Annotated in this window: 14 protein-coding genes and 1 pseudogene; 6 read left to right on the top strand and 9 right to left on the bottom strand. The window is 69.4% G+C overall.

Annotation, left to right across the window (positions count from 1 at the left end; all coding sequences use genetic code 11):
• Entirely contained in the window at nt 1–3249 is a 3249-nt protein-coding gene (locus ACIBVQ_RS12070; RefSeq protein ID WP_399177239.1) for a BTAD domain-containing putative transcriptional regulator, read from the bottom strand.
• Nucleotides 3250–3289: 40 nt separating this feature from the next.
• Here ACIBVQ_RS12070 and ACIBVQ_RS12065 point away from each other — a divergent pair, with 40 nt between their 5' ends.
• Nucleotides 3290–3601, top strand: coding sequence for a hypothetical protein (locus ACIBVQ_RS12065; protein WP_352010784.1), 312 nt, complete (start codon nt 3290–3292; stop codon nt 3599–3601).
• Nucleotides 3602–3608: 7 nt separating this feature from the next.
• Here the strand turns inward: ACIBVQ_RS12065 and ACIBVQ_RS12060 are convergent, their stop codons facing one another.
• Nucleotides 3609–4181, bottom strand: a complete 573-nt coding sequence (locus tag ACIBVQ_RS12060; protein ID WP_399177237.1) for a YceI family protein — start codon at nt 4179–4181, stop codon at nt 3609–3611.
• Between the two features lie 279 nt (nt 4182–4460).
• The gene (locus ACIBVQ_RS12055; RefSeq protein ID WP_352010786.1) at nt 4461–5405 is read right to left on the bottom strand and encodes a ribose-phosphate pyrophosphokinase; all 945 of its coding nucleotides are present in this window, start codon (nt 5403–5405) and stop codon (nt 4461–4463) included.
• Between the two features lie 250 nt (nt 5406–5655).
• On the opposite strand from ACIBVQ_RS12055, the gene ACIBVQ_RS12050 reads away from it, so the two are divergent.
• Nucleotides 5656–6441, top strand: a complete 786-nt coding sequence (locus ACIBVQ_RS12050) for an alpha/beta fold hydrolase (protein ID WP_399177234.1) — start codon at nt 5656–5658, stop codon at nt 6439–6441.
• A 78-nt stretch (nt 6442–6519) separates the two neighbouring features.
• On the top strand, nt 6520–6885 hold the full coding sequence (locus ACIBVQ_RS12045; RefSeq protein WP_352010788.1) for a nuclear transport factor 2 family protein: 366 nt from the start codon (nt 6520–6522) through the stop codon (nt 6883–6885).
• A gap of 12 nt (nt 6886–6897) precedes the next feature.
• Here the strand turns inward: ACIBVQ_RS12045 and ACIBVQ_RS12040 are convergent, their stop codons facing one another.
• From ACIBVQ_RS12040 to ACIBVQ_RS12025, 4 genes are all read right to left on the bottom strand, one after another.
• The gene (locus tag ACIBVQ_RS12040; protein WP_399177232.1) at nt 6898–7557 is read right to left on the bottom strand and encodes a hypothetical protein; all 660 of its coding nucleotides are present in this window, start codon (nt 7555–7557) and stop codon (nt 6898–6900) included.
• Between the two features lie 133 nt (nt 7558–7690).
• Nucleotides 7691–9130, bottom strand: coding sequence for an MFS transporter (locus ACIBVQ_RS12035; RefSeq protein WP_399177230.1), 1440 nt, complete (start codon nt 9128–9130; stop codon nt 7691–7693).
• Between the two features lie 250 nt (nt 9131–9380).
• On the bottom strand, nt 9381–9677 hold the full coding sequence (locus ACIBVQ_RS12030; protein ID WP_352010791.1) for a heavy-metal-associated domain-containing protein: 297 nt from the start codon (nt 9675–9677) through the stop codon (nt 9381–9383).
• 140 nt (nt 9678–9817) lie between these two features.
• Nucleotides 9818–10402 carry a hypothetical protein gene (locus ACIBVQ_RS12025; RefSeq protein WP_399177227.1) on the bottom strand — a complete coding sequence of 195 codons (585 nt, stop codon included), beginning with the start codon at nt 10400–10402 and terminating at the stop codon, nt 9818–9820.
• A gap of 146 nt (nt 10403–10548) precedes the next feature.
• On the opposite strand from ACIBVQ_RS12025, the gene ACIBVQ_RS12020 reads away from it, so the two are divergent.
• The 3 genes from ACIBVQ_RS12020 to ACIBVQ_RS12010 all read left to right on the top strand — a co-directional run bounded on the left by ACIBVQ_RS12020 (nt 10549) and on the right by ACIBVQ_RS12010 (nt 16207).
• A complete protein-coding gene (locus ACIBVQ_RS12020) occupies nt 10549–11460 on the top strand; it encodes a hypothetical protein (RefSeq protein ID WP_399177225.1) in 912 nt (303 codons plus the stop codon).
• A gap of 495 nt (nt 11461–11955) precedes the next feature.
• On the top strand, nt 11956–12267 hold the full coding sequence (locus tag ACIBVQ_RS12015; protein ID WP_352010794.1) for a hypothetical protein: 312 nt from the start codon (nt 11956–11958) through the stop codon (nt 12265–12267).
• 793 nt (nt 12268–13060) lie between these two features.
• On the top strand, nt 13061–16207 hold the full coding sequence (locus ACIBVQ_RS12010) for an amidase domain-containing protein (RefSeq protein WP_399177222.1): 3147 nt from the start codon (nt 13061–13063) through the stop codon (nt 16205–16207).
• Between the two features lie 201 nt (nt 16208–16408).
• Here ACIBVQ_RS12010 and ACIBVQ_RS12005 read toward each other — a convergent pair whose 3' ends face one another.
• Both ACIBVQ_RS12005 and ACIBVQ_RS12000 read right to left on the bottom strand, forming a co-directional pair.
• Nucleotides 16409–16567, bottom strand: a complete 159-nt coding sequence (locus ACIBVQ_RS12005) for a hypothetical protein (protein WP_399177468.1) — start codon at nt 16565–16567, stop codon at nt 16409–16411.
• 78 nt (nt 16568–16645) lie between these two features.
• Nucleotides 16646–16855, bottom strand: a pseudogene (locus tag ACIBVQ_RS12000) (transposase); the annotation flags it as partial.
• Nucleotides 16856–16893: the final 38 nt, after the last annotated feature.

Raw genomic sequence — 16893 nt, 5'->3', positions numbered from 1 at the left:
TCAGGTCTCGCGCGCCGAGGCCAGGGCTCGGGCCGCCTCACGCGCCCAGTGCGGGGAACCGATCCGTTCCGCGACCCGTACGGCCCTGGCGTAATGGCCTGCCCCGTCCTCGCCGAGGAGCTCCGCGAGGTCCCCGAGGACGTGTGCGACCGGCCCCAGGGTCACCGAGCCCGACGACAGCCCGGCCAGCTCGTCGTCCCACGGCAGCAGGTCCTCGTAACACCGCTGGGCGACCTCCCGATCGCCCAGGGTCACGGCGTTACGGGCCCGCAGCGTCAGCCGGATCAGCCAGTAGTAGTCCTGCCTGGCCCGCCAGTACGGCTCCCAGACCGCCCTGGCCTCCTCGTGCCTCCCCTCGGCGGCCAGCGCCGCGACCAGCAGTTCCGAGGTGTCGGGCGGGAGCAGCTCGTAGACGTCCCTGATCTCCTCGACGTCCTGGGGCAGCCCACCGGCCAGGCGGGTCACGAACCGGCCGAAGACACCGACGGCCAGGGCCTGCGGCCCCCCGGCCGCCGCCATCCGCTCCGCCGTACGCGTGTAGGAGCGCTCGGCGGCGGCGAAGTCGCCCCTGACCAGCAGGACCAGGGCGTCCAGCATCGCCAGCACGCTCAGCGCCAGCCCCAGCTGGCCGGTGGTCGAGTGTTCGAGCGCCCGGTCGGCGTGGTGACGGGCGGCGGCCAGGTCGTTGCGGCCCAGGCTCACCATGAAGAGCGCGTGGTGGCCCTGCATCCGGTATCCGGGCAGCCCGGCGCGCCCGCCGAGCTCGACCAGCTCCCGCCCCACCGCTTCGAGCTCGGCCCGCCGGTGCGGCGTCAGCAGGACGAAGTAGCGCGCGTTGAGCGCCAGGCAGACCAGTTCGGCGCGGCCCGACTCCCTGGCCAGGCGCAGCGCCTCGGCGCTGTGGACCTCGCACTCCTCCTCCCGGTGCCCTTCGAGCTCGAAGGTGAGCGTGGCCAGCAGCCTGCAGCGGGTCTCGTCGTCGTTCTCGCCGGTCAGGGCCTCCTCGACGGCGGCGACGAACTCCTCGTCCACCCGCCGGGCCGGCTGGATGGACCAGGTCACCGGGGCGTCGTAGGCGGTCAGCGCCCGGGTGAGCCCCGTTCCGAGCCGCCGCGCCACCTCGATGGCCCGCCGCCGGTCCGCCCTGGCGGCCAGCACGTCGCCCACGTGCGCCTCGGCGCCCACCAGGCCGCACAGCAGGTCGAGTCGTTCCCTGTCGTCCTCGACGAGGCCGAGCGCGCCCCGGTAGAGGGCCCCCGCCTCCCGGTGGGCGTGCAGGTCCGCCGCCCGCCGCGCCGCCGCCACCACGTACGGCACCGCCCGCCCGGCCGTGGCCGGGGTCGCGGCGGCCAGCGCGTGGTGTCCCAGGGCCAGGACGTCACCCGGCCTGGCCCGTTCGAGCGCCCCGAGGACCCTGCCGTGCAACCGGGTACGGCGCAGCCCCGGCGTGTCCTCGTAGAGGGTCTCGCGGACCAGGACGTGGGCGAAGCGCACCCGCCCGGGGGCCGGCTCGGTCAGCAGCCCCGTCATCACGCCCGCCTCAAGCCCTTCGAGCACGGTGTCCTCGTCGCACCCTTCGAGCGCGAGCAGCACGTCCACGTCCACGTCCCTGCCGACGACCGCCGCGTCCCGCAGCGTGGTCCGCGCGGTCGCGGGCAGCCTGGCGATCCTGCGCCTGATCAGGTCCCGCACCCCGGGTGGCAGGGCCAGGGCGGCTCCCGTGCCGTCCGTGCTGATCAGCCTGGCCGTCTCGGAGACGAAGAGCGGGTTGCCCCCGGTCCGTTCGGCGACCGCGCGGACGGTCTCCGGATCGACGTCGTGTCCCGAGCGTTCCCGCAGCAGTGTGGCCACGTCCGCGACGTCCAGGCCGCCCAGGGCGAGCCGGTGGGTCTCCCGCCCGGCCAGGGCGGCCCAGGTCGCCTCAAGGTCGTCGGTCGTCTCGGCGCTCCGGTAGGTGGCCAGCACCATGATCTCCACGGTCGCGAGCCGTACGGCCAGGTGGCGCAGCAGGCGCAGTGTCTCGGCGTCGGCGCGGTGGACGTCCTCAAGCACGACCAGCAGCCGGGTCCCGCCGGTCACGACGCGCGTCAGGTAGTCCTCGGCCGCCATGGCGAGCCGGAACCGGCCGGTCGCCGGGGTCTCGTCGGCCAGCAGGGGCGCGAGCCGTACGGCGAGGCCCTCCTGGGGCGGGCGGACGGCGGCCAGGGCGCGCAGGGCCTCGCTCCACGCCCAGGCCGGCGGCGCCCCGCCGTCGGTCTCCGGGCACCGTCCGGTGACGGTCAGCCATCCCCTCCCCGCCAGGCGCCGGGCGAAGGCGTTGGCGAGCGTGCTCTTGCCCGCGCCCGCCTCCCCGCCCAGCCAGACCGTGCGCGGCCCACGGCCGTCGGCGACGGCGTCGAGCGCGGCCAGCTCCGCCGTACGGCCGACCATCTCGACGGCCGGTTCCTCGGACGGCATCGGGCGTGGGGACGGCAGGGGACGTTCCGGTACGGCCGAGCGCAGCCGGGCCGCGTGGGTGAGGATGTCGCTCTCCAGGGCGCGCAGTTCGGGGCCGGGATCGACGCCGAGCTCCTCGGCGAGGGTCTCGCGGGCCCTCCTGATCGCGGCCAGCGCGTCCGCCTGCCGTCCCGCCCGGTAGTGGGCCAGGGCGAGCAGCCGTACGGCGTTCTCCCTGAGCGGGTGGGCGCGGACGTGCTGTTCGAGCCGTACCTCGGCGTTGCGGCCGAGGGCGAGCAGCGCCTCGGCGCGGTGTTCGACGGCGGCCAGCCGCAGGTCGTCGAGGCGCGCGGCCTCGGCTACGGCCCATTCCTGGTCGGCGAACTCGGCGTAGGCCTGCCCCTGCCACAGCGCCAGCGCCCGGTCCAGCAGGTCGAGCGCCCGCGCCGCCCCGTCCCCGGCGAGCGCCGTGGCGGCCTCCTCGACCGTCGCGGCGAAGGCCCAGGCGTCGACCAGTTCGGGGTCGAGTCGCAGCCGGTAGCCGGGCGCGGCGCTGACCAGCACGGTCGCGGGGGTACGGGGCCGCCGGTCGGGTTCGAGGGTCCGCCGCAGGTTGGACACGTACACCTGGAGCGCGGCCAGCGCCTTGGGCGGGGGTTGTCCACGCCAGAGGTCGTCGATGAAACGATCTGTCGAGACCATGTGGCCGCCCGCGGCGACCAGCCGGGCCAGTACGGCCCGCTGCCGGAAGGCGCCCAGGTCCGCAGGACGACCGTTGACCTCCGCCTGGAGCGGACCAAGAACACGCAACATAACGGAAAGTAGCGTATTTCACATTACGCAAAGGAGCGCGATGTCCCAGGAACCACGCAGGGCGGCGATCCGGGCGCTCGACGAGAGCGACCGGCGGCACTGGTACTGGTACGGCAGGGACGGCGACGGCCACGTGTGGCTGTTCGAGGCCGTCATCGACGACGGCGGCGAGTACTGGCCCGTCAGGCACGCCGAACTCGGCGCCGACGGCGTCGCCCGCCGGTACTCGTGGCGGCACATCTCCGACGAACACGGTTTCCTGGCCGAGGGCCCGCTCTATCCCGACGACTTCGGCCTGAACCCGCTGACCGAGGAGGAGTTCGCCACCCTGTGGGACGCGCTCGGCGGGTGATCCCCTCTCACACGACGAGCGCCGCCTGGATCTCCAGGAAGATCTGCACCTTCTCCCCCAGTGCCAGTCCCTCACCGCCGGGAATGGGGCTGTTGAAACTGACCCCGAAATCCGTGCGGTCGATCTCGCCGCGCGCCGAGAAACCGACCCGGGCACCGGCCCTGGGGTCCGGAAGATAGGGGTCGGGGCCGAAGCCGTTGATCTCGACCCTCAGCGGGACCGGGCGGGTGACCCCCTTGAGCGTGAGTTCGCCGTCCAGGACGAACTCCTCCCCCTCACGCCGCAACGCGTCGGCGTGGTAGGTCAGGGTCGGATACCTGTCGATCTCCAGGAAGTCCGCCGAGCGCAGGTGGTCGTCCCGCTGCGGGTTTCCGGTGTCCACCGAGGCCAGGTCGACCCGCGCGGTGACGCTCGACTCCAGCGGGTCGGCCCCGGTGACGATCCGCCCCTCGAACGCGGTGAACCGCCCGCGCACCTTGCTGATCAGCAGGTGCCGTACGACGAAACCGACCTCGGAATGGGCCGGATCTATCGTCCACGTCCCCGCCACATATCCCGGAATTTCCACGGTCTGTGTCACTGTCGCCTCTTCTGGTATGCCGGATGAGCTACATGACCTCATCCTGGAATGCCGGGAGGAAGGACACAAGAACGCACTTCGGCGCCAATCTGTGACCCGGAGACGACCATGGAGCCCTTCGTGGGCTTTCTGTTTTCCGGCCCCTTCGTGAAAACCGTTTTTGAGAAGCCCGGAAATCGGAAAGACCGCATTCTCGAAGTGGTTCCCCGTACGGGAAAGACACCTTTCCCGTACGGCGCATTTCCGTACGGCGGATTTCCCGTACGGCGGTGCCGGGTTTCAGGAGGCGTCGAACAGGGCGCTGACCGACTCGCCGTCGTGGATGCGGCGCATGGCCTCGGCGAGCACGGGGGCGATCGACAGGACGCGGAGCTTGGAGTCCGGCTTGAGATCGGGAAGCGGGACGGTGTTGGTGCAGACGATCTCCTCGACGTCCGGCTGCTCCCCCAGCCTGTCGAGGGCCCCTGCGGCGAACACCCCGTGGGTGCAGGCGATCCGCACCGATCTGACGTCCCGCTCGCGGAGCCGGTCGAGCAGTTCGATCACGGTCGTGCCCTTGGCGATCTCGTCGTCCAGGACGATGACGTCCTTGCCGGTGACGTCGCCGATCACCGAGCCGATCGTGACCCGGTCGTCGCTGAAGCGCTGTTTGGCCCCCATCGCGACCTCGGTGCCCAGCAACCGGGCGAAGGCCGCGGCCTCCTTGGCGTTGCCCAGGTCGGGGGAGACGACGACGGTGTTGGACAGGTCGTACTGCCGGAAGTGGGCGGCCAGCTCGCGCAGGGCGTGCAGGTGGTCGACCGGCACGCTGAAGAAGCCGTGCACCTGCGGGGAGTGCAGGGTCATGGTGAGCACCCGGTCGGCGCCCGCGGTCGCCAGGATGTCGGCGACCAGCCGCGCCCCGATCGAGATGCGCGGGGCGTCCTTCTTGTCGGAGCGCGCGTAGGAGAAGTGCGGCATCACCACGGTCGTCCTGGCCGCCGACGCCCCTCGCGCGGCGTCCAGCATCAGCAGCAGCTCGACCAGGTTCTCCTGAACCGGCGGGACGAGCGGCTGGATCAGGAACACGTCCCGTTCCCGGCAGTTGGCCTGCAACTGCACCTCAAGACAGTCGTTGGCGAACCGTTTGATCCTTACCGGATGCAGCGGTGTCCCCAGGTGGGAGCAGATCTCCTCCGCCAGTTCAGGGTGGGCGCTTCCACTGAACACGGTGATGTCTCGCACAGCCGCTCCTCGCTCGGACTGGTGCTGAATCGGTCAGGCGAGACGCATGTTACATGTGCCCTCAAATCGGACTTACCCCCACTCCGTTGGCGCCTTCACCAGGTGGAAACGCCCGGATGTCGACCTGATCGCCGAAGAAGGGACCGAAAGTGTCGGTCCCCCTCCCTACCCTTGGCCGCGACCTACCCTTGGCCGCGACGGCGGCGCGCCCACGCGTCCCTCACCCGACCTCACGAATCGAGACAGGATCTTGAGCACAGTCATCTCCCAGGACGGCACGGTCGTCGACTACGACCGATACGGTGACGGACCCGCCGTCGTCTTCGTCGGCGGCGCCACCCAGCACCGTGCCATCGACCACAACACCGGCCAGGTCGCGCGACTGCTCGCCGCCGAGGGCTTCACCGCCGTCGACTACGACCGGCGCGGCCGTGGGCGCTCCGGCGACACCGCGCCGTGGGCGCTTGAGCGCGAGGTCGAGGATCTCGCCGCGCTGGTCAAGGCCGTCGGAGGGACCGCCACCCTCTACAGCAGTTCCTCAGGGGCCACCGTGGCCCTGGCCGCCGCGGAGGCCGGGATCGGCGTCACCGCACTGGCGCTCTACGAACCGCCGCTGTTCGCCGGTGCCGACCACACCGAGCACCTGGCCGCGCTGCGCGCCCTGCTGGCCAAGGGCGAGAACGACGAGGCGATGCGTTACAACCTGACCTCGGTCATCGGGGTTCCGGCCGAGGTCGTCGACGGGATGGCCCAGTCTACCGGCTGGGCGGAGATGGTCTCCGTCGCCCCGACGCTCGTCTACGACCTCGCCGGCGTCCACGAGATCAACGTCGACCCCGACTGGGCCGGTCGCTGGTCCTCGGTCACCGTGCCGACGGTGGTCTACTCCGGTGACCAGACCTTCCCCGGCCTTCCCGAGGCCGCCGACGCGGTGGCCGCGGCCCTGCCCAACGCGACCCGCCGCGTCCTTCCCGGCCAGGGCCACGGCCCCGCCCCCGAGGCCATCACCCCGGTGCTCCTGGAGTTCCTTCGCTGAGTCCCGGTTCTGTCGGACCTCCCTGGCATGATCCCTGTCGTCCGAGGCGACATGCCGCGTTCGAGGGGAGCATGGGCGATGAGCGTTGACGATGTCCGAGAGCGTGCCGTCCAACCGGAGGATCTCAGCCGGTTCGTCGTGGAGCGCCTCAACGCGGGCGACGTCGAGGGGCTGGTGGCGCTCTACGAGCCGGACGCGGTGCTGGCGCTGCCCGGCGGCCTGCTCGCCCGGGGGGCCGACGAGATCCGCCAGGCCTACACGCGGCTGGTCGGCGACCGGCCCGTCTTCACCCCCGGACGGAGGCTGCCCGCGCTGCGCAACGGCGACCTGGCGCTCACCTCTGTGCTCCTGCCCGACGGCGGTGTCACCGTCGAGGTGGCTCGTCGTCAGAGTGACGGCACGTGGCTGTGGACGATCGACCAGCCCGACCTGCTGGGGCGGTGACGCCCTCGGTGTTCACTCGGGCTCCGGGACCGGTGGTGCGGAACGGCGTCCGCTGAGGAAGCGGGCGCCGACGAAGCCGACGAACAGGGCGGCGAGCGTCCACACGACCGTCTGACCGATGGTCGTGATCCGTTCGTTCCTGCCCGGAGGAAGCACGACCATCTGTACGGCCGCGCCGACCGGCACGACCATCCTCGCGAGAAGACCGATCGCTCCCGGCCGTACGGCACAGGCGCCCACGGCCCCCAGGGGCGCCCCGAGGACGACACCGGCCACCCACCATATGGGCGATTCGGAGAGATACCAGGAGAGCAGCGGTTCGCCTCTCCAGACGGTGTCCACGAAGGCGTAGGCCGCCGTGGCCGCGAGCAGCGCCGCGGCCCCGGCGACGGCCCCCCGGACGAGCGGCCTGGAAGTCCTCTCCCCTGGGTCGCCCCCCATGGTGCGGGCCATCAGCCATCCCATGGCGACCGCCAACCCCGCCCAGGCCCAGCCGGAGTCGATCATCACGCTCACGATCTCGATGGCCGACGCCCCACTGGTCGTGGCGACCCGGCTTTCGAGGTCCGCGTAGTGGTTGGAGGTCGCGTTGACCAGAGAGGTCGCCGCCCCGAAAACCGCCCCGAACAGCACCCCGATCCGGACGCTCGCTCCGAGCTTCACGAGTCTCACGGGCGAATGTTCTGCGGTCATGCTTCTTACTTCTACCGCATATGGCCTGACATGCCGGATCATCCACTGGAATACCGGTCCACGGCTGAACCGACGATCCGGGGGCCCGCCGAAGCGGACCCCCGAAACCGTCTCACGCGTGGGCCGTCTCCTTTTCCCCATCTGTTTCCCCACCCGTGCTCTCGGCCGCCCGCTTCGGTCTGCGGATGAGCAGCAGGGCGAGGACGGCTCCCACGACGGCCACCGTTCCCGCGCCGACGAAGGCGCCCTGGAAACCGTCGGTGAGACCGGCGAGGTCACCCGGTTCGACCGGCCGGGAGGTGGCGATCGCGGTCATGGCCGCCAGGCCGATCGCCGAACCGATCTGGTAGGTGGTGTTGACGATGCCCGAGGCCAGTCCGCTCTCCTGCGGCCCCACCCCTGACATGGCCGACATCATCGCCGGGATGTACGCCAGGGACATTCCCACGGCCGCGATCAGGGAGGCGGGCAGGACGTCCACGGCGAACACGCCGTCCGGCCGGGCGAGGGACAGGCCTCCGACACCCGCCGCCATGACCGCGAGGCCGATGACGATGAGCGGCTTGGCGCCGAACCGGCCGAGCAGCCGGGCGGTGATGCCGATCATGAAGATCATGATCGCTACGGTCATCGGCAGCAGCGCGGCGCCACTGGGGAACGCGCCGTAGCCGAGGACCTGCTGGAGGTAGAGGTTGAGGAAGTACCACATCGGGATCCAGGCCGCGCCGAGCAGCGTCATCGCGAGGTTCGCGGTGGCCAGGCCCGGGGTGCGCCAGACGGCGAGCGGCATGAGGGGTTCGCGAACGGTGCGCTGGACCACCAGGAACAGCGCCAGCAGCGCGAGCGCTCCGGCGAACTCAAGCACCGTCGCCGCCGAGGTCCAGCCCTGCTCAGGGGCCCGCACGATGGCGTAGACCGCCAGGGCGATTCCCGCGGTCACGGAGACCGCGCCCAGCACGTCGACCGAACCGCGCCTGCCCTGGACGGAGGGAAGCAGCGCGGGTACGGCCGCCAGGGTGGCCAGGCCGATGGGCACGTAGACGATGAAGACCCACGGCCAGCTCAGGTACTCGGTGATGACGCCGCCGAGGAACACCCCTGCGGTGCCTCCCGCCGGGGCGGCCGCGCCGTACAGGGCCATGGCCTTTCCCAGCTCGCGGGGGTTGTGCCCGAAGAGCATCATGAGCAGGGTCATCGAGGCGGGGGCGATGAGCGCTCCGCCGACTCCCTGGATGCCACGGCCGAGGATCTCGACCCAGGCGGTGCTCGCCGCCGCGGCGACGACCGATCCGGCGATCAGGATGACCCAGCCGGTGGTGAAGACCTTACGGGCGCCGAGCAGGTCGGACAGCCGCCCGCCGAGGAGCAGCAGACCGCCGAAGGCGATGACGTAGGCGTTGAAGACCCACTGCAGACCGCCCGGGGAGAAGCCAAGGTCGCGCTGCATGTCGGGCAGGGCGACACCGATGATCGAGGTGTCCATGATGACCATGAACTGCGCGGCGGCGAGCACGACGAGTGCCTGCCACCTGCGTGGATTGACGGCATTCATGCCGCACTCCTGATTTCTCGCATTCCTGCCGACGAGGCAGGATGGGGGTGGGGATTGGGTGTGATTCGACTCGACCGGCCCCGCGGTGGGCGTGCACGCCAATGCACGCCCACCACCTGTTGTCGGGCAGCTTGTTCTGGTTCTTGTCCTTGGGCGGCCTGTTCCTGGGCGGCACCTTGTTTCCGGGAGAACGCCGCCCCCTGTACGGCACCGCCCACAGGTCGCGTTCGCTACCCCCGGGGGGCATCGCCTAGGCGGCGCCGGCGGGCGAGGCGGTGGCCAGCGTGTAACCCGCCTGCTCGACCGCCACACGGATCTCCTCGTCGGAGAAGCCCGCTCCGCTGACGGTGACCGCGCCACTGGACAGGTCGACCCGGACGTCGGTCACGCCGCCGACCTTGCCGATCTCGGCGGAGACCGACGAGACGCAGTGGCCGCAGGTCATGCCGCTGACCGTGTAGACGTTCGCCTCAGCCGCCCCGGCGCCACCGGTCACCGCCTGCGCGGAGTCGCCGTTCTGGGTGCCGCACGCACACGCAGTGCACATGAACCTCTCCTCTCATTACCCACGGGGGGTATGTCGTCGTGTGGCATCAACATACCCCCCAGGGGTTCTATTTCCAAGTGCGGCGACAAATCTTCCGGGCGACGGAACCCGATCGGGGCGCACCGGCGGTCCCGGTCGCCTCAGCTCTGCCCGGAGACGCTCGCGCTTCCCTCCTGGCGTTTCGGGGGGAGCGCGGCGAGCACCTGCGGGATGCTCCTGCCCAGCACGACCCGCTCGTCCGCCGTCAGCTCCCACCTCCCGCACGACCGCGCCTCCTCCCCCCGGCAGACGATGTCCACGACCTCCCCGAGGACCGCCACACCGTTCTCGAACCGGCCCCCGACCACCGGATCGGCCCGCAGGCAGGCTTTCAGCACCTTCTGCTGCGCGGGCTCGGTGAGCATTTCGTGGATCACCTTGAGTGATCCGGAGTGGTAGGAGGAATACTCCGAATTCTCGACAAGTCCCCGGATCGCGTTCCATCCGGCGAGCAGGGGGACGGTGAAAGCGGTGTAGTTCTTTTTGCAGGCCTCCTGCCAGTCGTCCGGCGGCGTGTAGGCACCGGGATCGAAACCGGAGGGATAAAGGCCTTCGCCTCCGGCGCCTCCCGTCGGCGTGGCCGTCGCACCGCTCTTCACCTGCGCGGAGAAGGTCGGCGCCGAACCACAGGAGGTGAGAAACGCCCCGGCCATGACAACCGCGACAACGGTCCTGAGGGAATTCATCCCACAATCATGGCCAGGTGCCGATCGGAAAATCTCCCGCTCCAGCCGGAGGCTCTCTGTTACGAGCACCTTTCGCCGAAATTTCACCATATTTCCATACCTGGGTGGCTATGGTGCTCCTTGATCTAGATCACCGGAGCGTGGCGATGAACACGAGAGAGCCCGACTGGGCGTACGCGGCCAAGTCCCTCCTCAAGGTCCTGAGCGTCAGCGTCCTGCTGTTCCTGGCGCTCAACGCGGCCGAAGGACTCCTGGCGAGATACGTCGACCTCGACGACGAACGACTGGCCCAGGTGTACGGCACGGTCGCCCGCGTCGCGAACCCCGACAAACGCCTGTCGGACGGCTACAGCGACGGTGGAAGGCTGCTGGGTGCGACCTACACGTTGACCGGGGAACCGCGCCGGGCCGGTCATGACCAGCCCCAACAGGAGTACGAGATCACGGAGAACCTGTTCGGCACCATACGAGCCCCCTCCCTCTCCGGCCCCTCCGGCGCCCTGGGAGACGCGATCACCGCCGTGGAGACGAATCCCGGTGCCGACGACGCGCTCGCCGAGAAGACCCGCAAGACCGTGGACGCCCTCCCGAAGGCGCTCGAAACCGTCGCGGTCGTGGAGTTCACCCACGCGATGACCACCGAACAGCTCATCGCCTTCAACCGGAAACACCGGATCTGCGCGGAAGCGGACGTCTCCTACGTCTACGACCCGTCCTTCTACGACGACTCCTCCTTCGTTCCCCGGACGAACGCGATCGTCTGGAACCGCGGCATGCTCCCCGGCAACAGCCCCACCTACCAGTGCGAGGCCGAACCCGCGACGGCACTGGCCGAGTTCCGCCGATGGACCGGGCTGCTCCACGAAACGGACGACTTCCAAGAATTCGGGCTGACCCCGTACCAGCTGACCGGAGCCGCCGAGGAAGGCGTCGTGCACGCCCTCCTCCTCGACCGCTGGAAACTCGCCGCCCTCCGCGAGCTCCTCGACGACCCGGAGGTGAGAACGGCCCACCTGACCGACGCCGCCTTCGATCTGGGCTATCCGGATCAGACCTGACTCATTTGGTGAGACGGCGGTGGCGGACAAGCGGACGGCACTGACTGAGATGCGGGACACCTGTAGACAGGTCGGCCAGGAAGCAGGAGCGAGATGGGCGAGACGGCACAGTACGAGGACGAAGTAGTCGTAGGGCCGGGCGGCTGACGACCGATGAGGCGGGCGTGATCACGGGGGATGTCACGGTGGTCACCGAAGCCGACGGTGACCAGGCCCTGGTGCGGATGCAGTAATGGCATGTCCTGGCCGGTTCGCCCATCCAGCTCGAAGACCGGACCGTCGAGCAGGTGCCCCAGGCGGTGCCGAAAGCCGCCGAGGCCGGGCATGAGGGGCGGCGTGACAGCCGACCAGGCGAGCAGCTGATTCGGGTCCGAGCCGGCAGGCGCCGAAGCGGGACCATGCAGCCGAAATATGGAAATCCGAGAGTTCCCCGACCTCGTCGATCGGTGCTCATCTGAAGGTGTTCTCCCACCCACCCGACCGAGGAGAGTCACCGTGAAGATCCGCCGATTACCTGCCGCGTTACTCGCGACGGCGCTGGGCGCCGCCGTTCTGGCCGGCGCCGCATCCGCATCCGCATCCGTCAACTACCAGACCGCCTCGGTCGGGAGCGCCGGAAGCCACGCCTTCGCTCCGCTGCCTCCGGACTGGTATTGGTCCAAGTGGTACGCGACGATGGACGACTGCCGGGCCGGCTGGCAGGATGCCGCCGAGCACGGCGATTTCACCGGGCTGGCCGGCTGCCGCTACTACGCCGGTGACCAGTACCGCCGGGCGGGCTTCTACTTCCTCATATACATCCCCTGAACCTGACAGGCGCGCCCCGGCCACCAGCGCGGGGCACGCCTCCCTGTCAGCCTTCCTCCCGTGCCGCCTCCTTCAACGCCTTCTCCCGGCTGGCCTGCGCCGGCCCCCACTCGTCGCCGTTGAGCGGCCTTGAAGCCTCCATCCGGTCCGCGCGCAACTGGGCCGGCTTGGTGTGCTGCTCGCCGGTCGTCTCCGGGGAGGACGGCAGGGCAGCGTTGACTCCTTCGATCCGGCGGGCTCGTGATCGCGGAGAAGTGCTCGCACGGGGACTCCACATGGACGCCGGCGAGCGCGATCGCCTCTGTCTTCCCGGGGCGTACGCCTTGGTCAGCCCGGCGGCGCGGACGGCGGCCGATCCGGTCACTGTGTCCTGCCCGGTCAGGGTGAAAATCGTCGGAGCGGTGAGGTTGAGGGAGCATCGGCCGATGCACAGCCGGAGGATCCCCCTCAGGACCCATGCGGATGTGGACGAAAGATAACCGTCGGTAAAAATCCTGTCTCACCACACTCTGGAGGCGTGGAATCCTGCCTCCACCTGCCGGGGCGGCATGCCTCCGTCATCGATGTGCCTATCCGGCCTTATTCGCTCTCTTGACAATTTGTTTCGTGCGGCGAAGACTCTTGGCGAAGGTATTCCAATTTACATGCTTCGGTGTTTTCTCCCGATTCACTATTCAACCTTTCGACAGGTGGTCCCGTGTGGCGAAGAGTCTTGGCGACGGCGTTCGCATTCAATGTACTTGCTTCATTGGTCATTATGGTGCCCGCCGTCCCGGCGGCAGCGTCCAACGAAATGCTGAACGAGGTTTTCCGCTACGACTTCAATGACGGTAAACTCGCCCCCGTAATCGACGTCACCGGCCAGAAGCACCACGGCACCGTCAAACCCGACACCACCGTGCTTCAGCTCGTCCCAGGCGAAAACGGTCGGCTCGCCGTCCAGTTCCCGTCCACCGGTTCGGCGCTCATCGAAGTAGGCGGCGCCGCCGTCCCTGCCGCCGGGGCGAGAACCTTCCGCTTCGGGGCAAGGATCCGGTTCGGCTCCGCGCCGGTGGCGGGGAAGCACACTGTGATCCAGCAGGGTTTCCCCAGCGCCTCCGACCAGTGGAAGCTGGACGTCGACGACGGAGTGGCCAGCTGCGTCGTCAAGATCGACGGTGGTGCCGAAGTCCGGGTCCAGGCAGGGACCATCGTGGACACGGCCTGGCACGACGTCGAATGCCGGAAGACCGGCACGACCCTAGCCCTCTACATCGGCAACGTGCTGAAGGGCAGCAAACCTGTTCCGGGCGGTCTCGTCGACCAGCTCGGCAGTGGCCGACCGACATTGGGCGGCATACCGAACTCGGCGGCCGACCAGTATCGCGGCTCGCTCGACGCGGTGTTCTTCGCCGTCGACAAGGAAACCACCCCGGATCCGGCTGGTGACCTCAGGGCCACACCGGCCGTGTCGAACACCTCGTGGGCGGATGTCGTCGCTACCACCACTCCCACGCTCACCGCCAAGGCCGTCGATCCTCACGGGCGTCCGCTGAAGCACTCGTTCGTGGTCATGCCCAAGGGCGGGAGCGACGTCGTGGCCAGTGGGGACGTTCCGGACGTTCCCTCAGGGGGCACGTCGTCATGGACGGTCCCCGCGGGTGTCCTTGAGAATGCGAAGTCTTACGACTTCAAGGTGAAGGTGAGCACCGGCAGCGACGTCAGTCTCTGGTCCGTCCGGCGCAAGTTCACCACCGATGCCGCGAACGTGCCCACTGACCTTGCCACAGGCCTTGAAGAACCGACCAGCCCGGTGCTGTCCGGTGTCGTCAGCAGGGTGTCCACCCGATCCATGACCGCTCGGTTCTACCTCTTCGACGTCGACGGCAAGCCTGTCGGCGCCTCGCCGCTCGGCGTGGCCACGGCCGAAGGCGGCCGGCGTGTCAGCCTTCGCGTCCCCGAGGGCCTTGTCGAGCAAGGGGGCGCCTACCGCTGGCAGATGGAGTCATGCGCCGACGGAGGCGCGTGCAGCGCGCGTTCCGGTGCGATCGACTTCACCGTGCCTCGGCAACCGGAGTCACCGGCCGAGCGGACCGTGACGCTGGGCAGGCAAACGATCACCTTCCGGGTGGCGCATTCGGCGCCGGACGCGTGCGGCGGCGCGGCGTGTCAGCTGGCGGTGACGGATGACGCGCAACTGGGCGGTGGGGGCGCCTCCCGGAAGCTGACCCTGGTCACCATCGATCCGGCGTCGATTCCCGCAGGTGCGCAGATCACCTCCGCCACGGTGAACGTGGGGAGCGCGCACTGCGCCGCCGGGTGCCCCGCCGACGCGAAGCTCAAGCTCCACGCGCTCAAGCAGCAACTTCCCGAGAACGCGACAGGCGCCGACGTCGTCCAGCGACTGGTGGAAGAACCCGAGGCCGAGTACGGATTCGGCGATGCCGCGCTCGACGTCACGCCCTTCGTCCAGGACTGGCACGCGGCACCGGCCGACTCGGAGTTCCGTGACCCTGGCCTGGTCCTCATCGCGGATGACGGCGTGCCCGCGGCCTCGCTGGGGGAGAACGCCACCGTCCAGATCCGGTATGTGGCGCCCACGGCACCGGGAGCGATCACGAGGATCGACACCCGGCCCGGCGACGGCGGGGTGCTCCTGAACTGGTCCCAGCCCGACGACGTCGGCGCGGCCGTTCCTGTCGACGGCTACGACCTGCAGGTGATCGGAGCGGACGGCGGTGTCGTACGCACCGTCGACAGCGAAGGGCAGCGCGTCGTGGTCGGCGAACTGACCAACGGCACCGCCTATCGCTTCCGGGTACGCGCACGGACCACGTTCGGCAGTGGGCCGTGGGTCACCAGCGAGGTGGCCACCCCGGCCGCCGTCCCCGGGGGCCCCGGGCAGTACCTCGATGCGGTGCGCGCCTACGTCCAGGCGCGTGCCGGGATCGCCGACGGTCAGTACACGACCGCTGACGACGCCCTGGCCGAGAGCCCGCAAGGTGAGGCGGTGAACGCCGTGCTGAGCACGGTGGCCGACGACATCCCCCCACCCGCGCAGGAGAACAGCCAGACCACGAGGAACATCCGGCTGAGCGACACGCTCGTGTCGGTCACCTCGGCCGGCAAGATCACTGTTCGCGCGACCGTGAGCGCCGACCTGGTCTATCCCGCGCAGGACGCGGACACACCCACCGGTGGTGACTGGGAGGAGACCACCGACTACGTCTTCGAGCAGCGAACGCCGGCGGCGTCCTTGCACCTCCGGGCCCAGGCCGCGCAGACATCGGGCTATGAGATGACCCGGCAGCTCGGCGGTGACCACGTCGATGCCAAGGTCGAACCCTCCTCGTTCGAACTTAACGGCCTGACAGACGGGGAGGAGATCCCCGAACCGCCGGTGAGCACTGTCTCAGAGGCCCGGACACCCCGTGCCGGCGTGGTGTCCCAGAGCGCCGTGAACACCGGAGGAATGGTTCGTTGGGCCCACAAGCACGCCTATGACCGTTGGGAATACGGCCAGGACTGCACCAACTTCGTTTCCCGTGTCCTCAACCACGGCGGAGGGCTACGGATGTTCGGCAAATGGGATGGCTGGAAGCATCGGAAAAACAACAGGCTCTGGTACGAACGGTTCGATCACGATTCATACTCCTGGGCGGCGGTACGGCATAACTTTGACCACTTCTACAGCAAGCGGAGAAGAGCCACCGAAGTCCGCCTTTACGGTACCTGGCCCGAGGTCCGGGTCGGTGACATCATCTATTGGTTCAACCATCACAAGAAGTCCGCAGGCCAGGACCCATGGCGTCACGCGGCCGTTGTCACCAAAAAGGGGAGCCCCAATGTCGCCTGGGGAGGTGTCTTCATCACCCAGCACGGCCACACCAAGGGGCGGGACATCCCTTTGAAAAGGCCCGACAGCGGCGTCCAGTACATAATCCTCCGACCCCATTGGTGATGGTCTGAGGTACTACTCAAGCTTCACCGGCGGCCTCCGCGGTGGCTCGTCGGACGAACTTGAGTGCAAGGATTCGCCGCCGGACGTCGCTCGCGTGGCGTTCGACGGCGAATCGGCCGACGCGCGGCGGAGAACCCTCTCCAGGGCCAGCAGCGGCGTAGAGGATCACCGGGACAGCCGGGACGGGGCCGACGAAGCCCTTCACCTCTCGCCGCGCGGCGGCCGGGAGGCGAGAGCGGCCTCGGCCGGGCTGAGCACGCCGCCGTCGAACAGGAAGTTGATCAGGGGGGCGTCCGTCCCGTTGGGCGGGGACGACGTGCGAGTGCGCTTCCCCGACCGGGCCGACGCCGAAGCGACCACAGTCGAGCACCTGGGCCCGGCCCTGGACCGGTTGCGTGCCGACCCCAGACACCGGCCTTCGATGAGGAGGCGGCGGTGAACGGTGGGCTTGGAGACCCCGAAGCAGGGCGGCGACGCACGCCATGCGCACCCGCTGACCAGCACGTGAACGATCGCCGCGAACAGCGGCTCATCGGGCGTTTTCCGCGTCCCACCGTCCTGCAGCCGCACCCGGTCCGGCGGGATCAGCGGCTTCGCGATCTCCCACAACCCGTCCGGAACAATCCAACTCCACGTACCCCGCCCCATGCCCCAACCAACAAGCCATCACCGCATAGGACACGGTC

Origin of the sequence: Streptosporangium sp. NPDC049376, from assembly GCF_044466505.1 — a bacterium.
Taxonomy (GTDB): Bacteria; Actinomycetota; Actinomycetes; order Streptosporangiales; family Streptosporangiaceae; genus Streptosporangium.
This window is presented reverse-complemented; position numbering and strand designations above follow the sequence as displayed.

Excerpts from the sequence above, each read along its gene's own strand:
- ACIBVQ_RS12045 (WP_352010788.1), top strand. The coding sequence starts at position 6,520 with ATGAGCGTTGACGATGTCCGAGAGCGTGCCGTCCAACCGGAGGATCTC.
- ACIBVQ_RS12025 (WP_399177227.1), bottom strand. The coding sequence starts at position 10,402 with ATGAATTCCCTCAGGACCGTTGTCGCGGTTGTCATGGCCGGGGCGTTT.
- ACIBVQ_RS12020 (WP_399177225.1), top strand. The coding sequence starts at position 10,549 with ATGAACACGAGAGAGCCCGACTGGGCGTACGCGGCCAAGTCCCTCCTC.
- ACIBVQ_RS12035 (WP_399177230.1), bottom strand. The coding sequence starts at position 9,130 with ATGAATGCCGTCAATCCACGCAGGTGGCAGGCACTCGTCGTGCTCGCC.
- ACIBVQ_RS12030 (WP_352010791.1), bottom strand. The coding sequence starts at position 9,677 with ATGTGCACTGCGTGTGCGTGCGGCACCCAGAACGGCGACTCCGCGCAG.
- ACIBVQ_RS12065 (WP_352010784.1), top strand. The coding sequence starts at position 3,290 with ATGTCCCAGGAACCACGCAGGGCGGCGATCCGGGCGCTCGACGAGAGC.
- ACIBVQ_RS12010 (WP_399177222.1), top strand. The coding sequence starts at position 13,061 with ATGCTGAACGAGGTTTTCCGCTACGACTTCAATGACGGTAAACTCGCC.
- ACIBVQ_RS12070 (WP_399177239.1), bottom strand. The coding sequence starts at position 3,249 with ATGTTGCGTGTTCTTGGTCCGCTCCAGGCGGAGGTCAACGGTCGTCCT.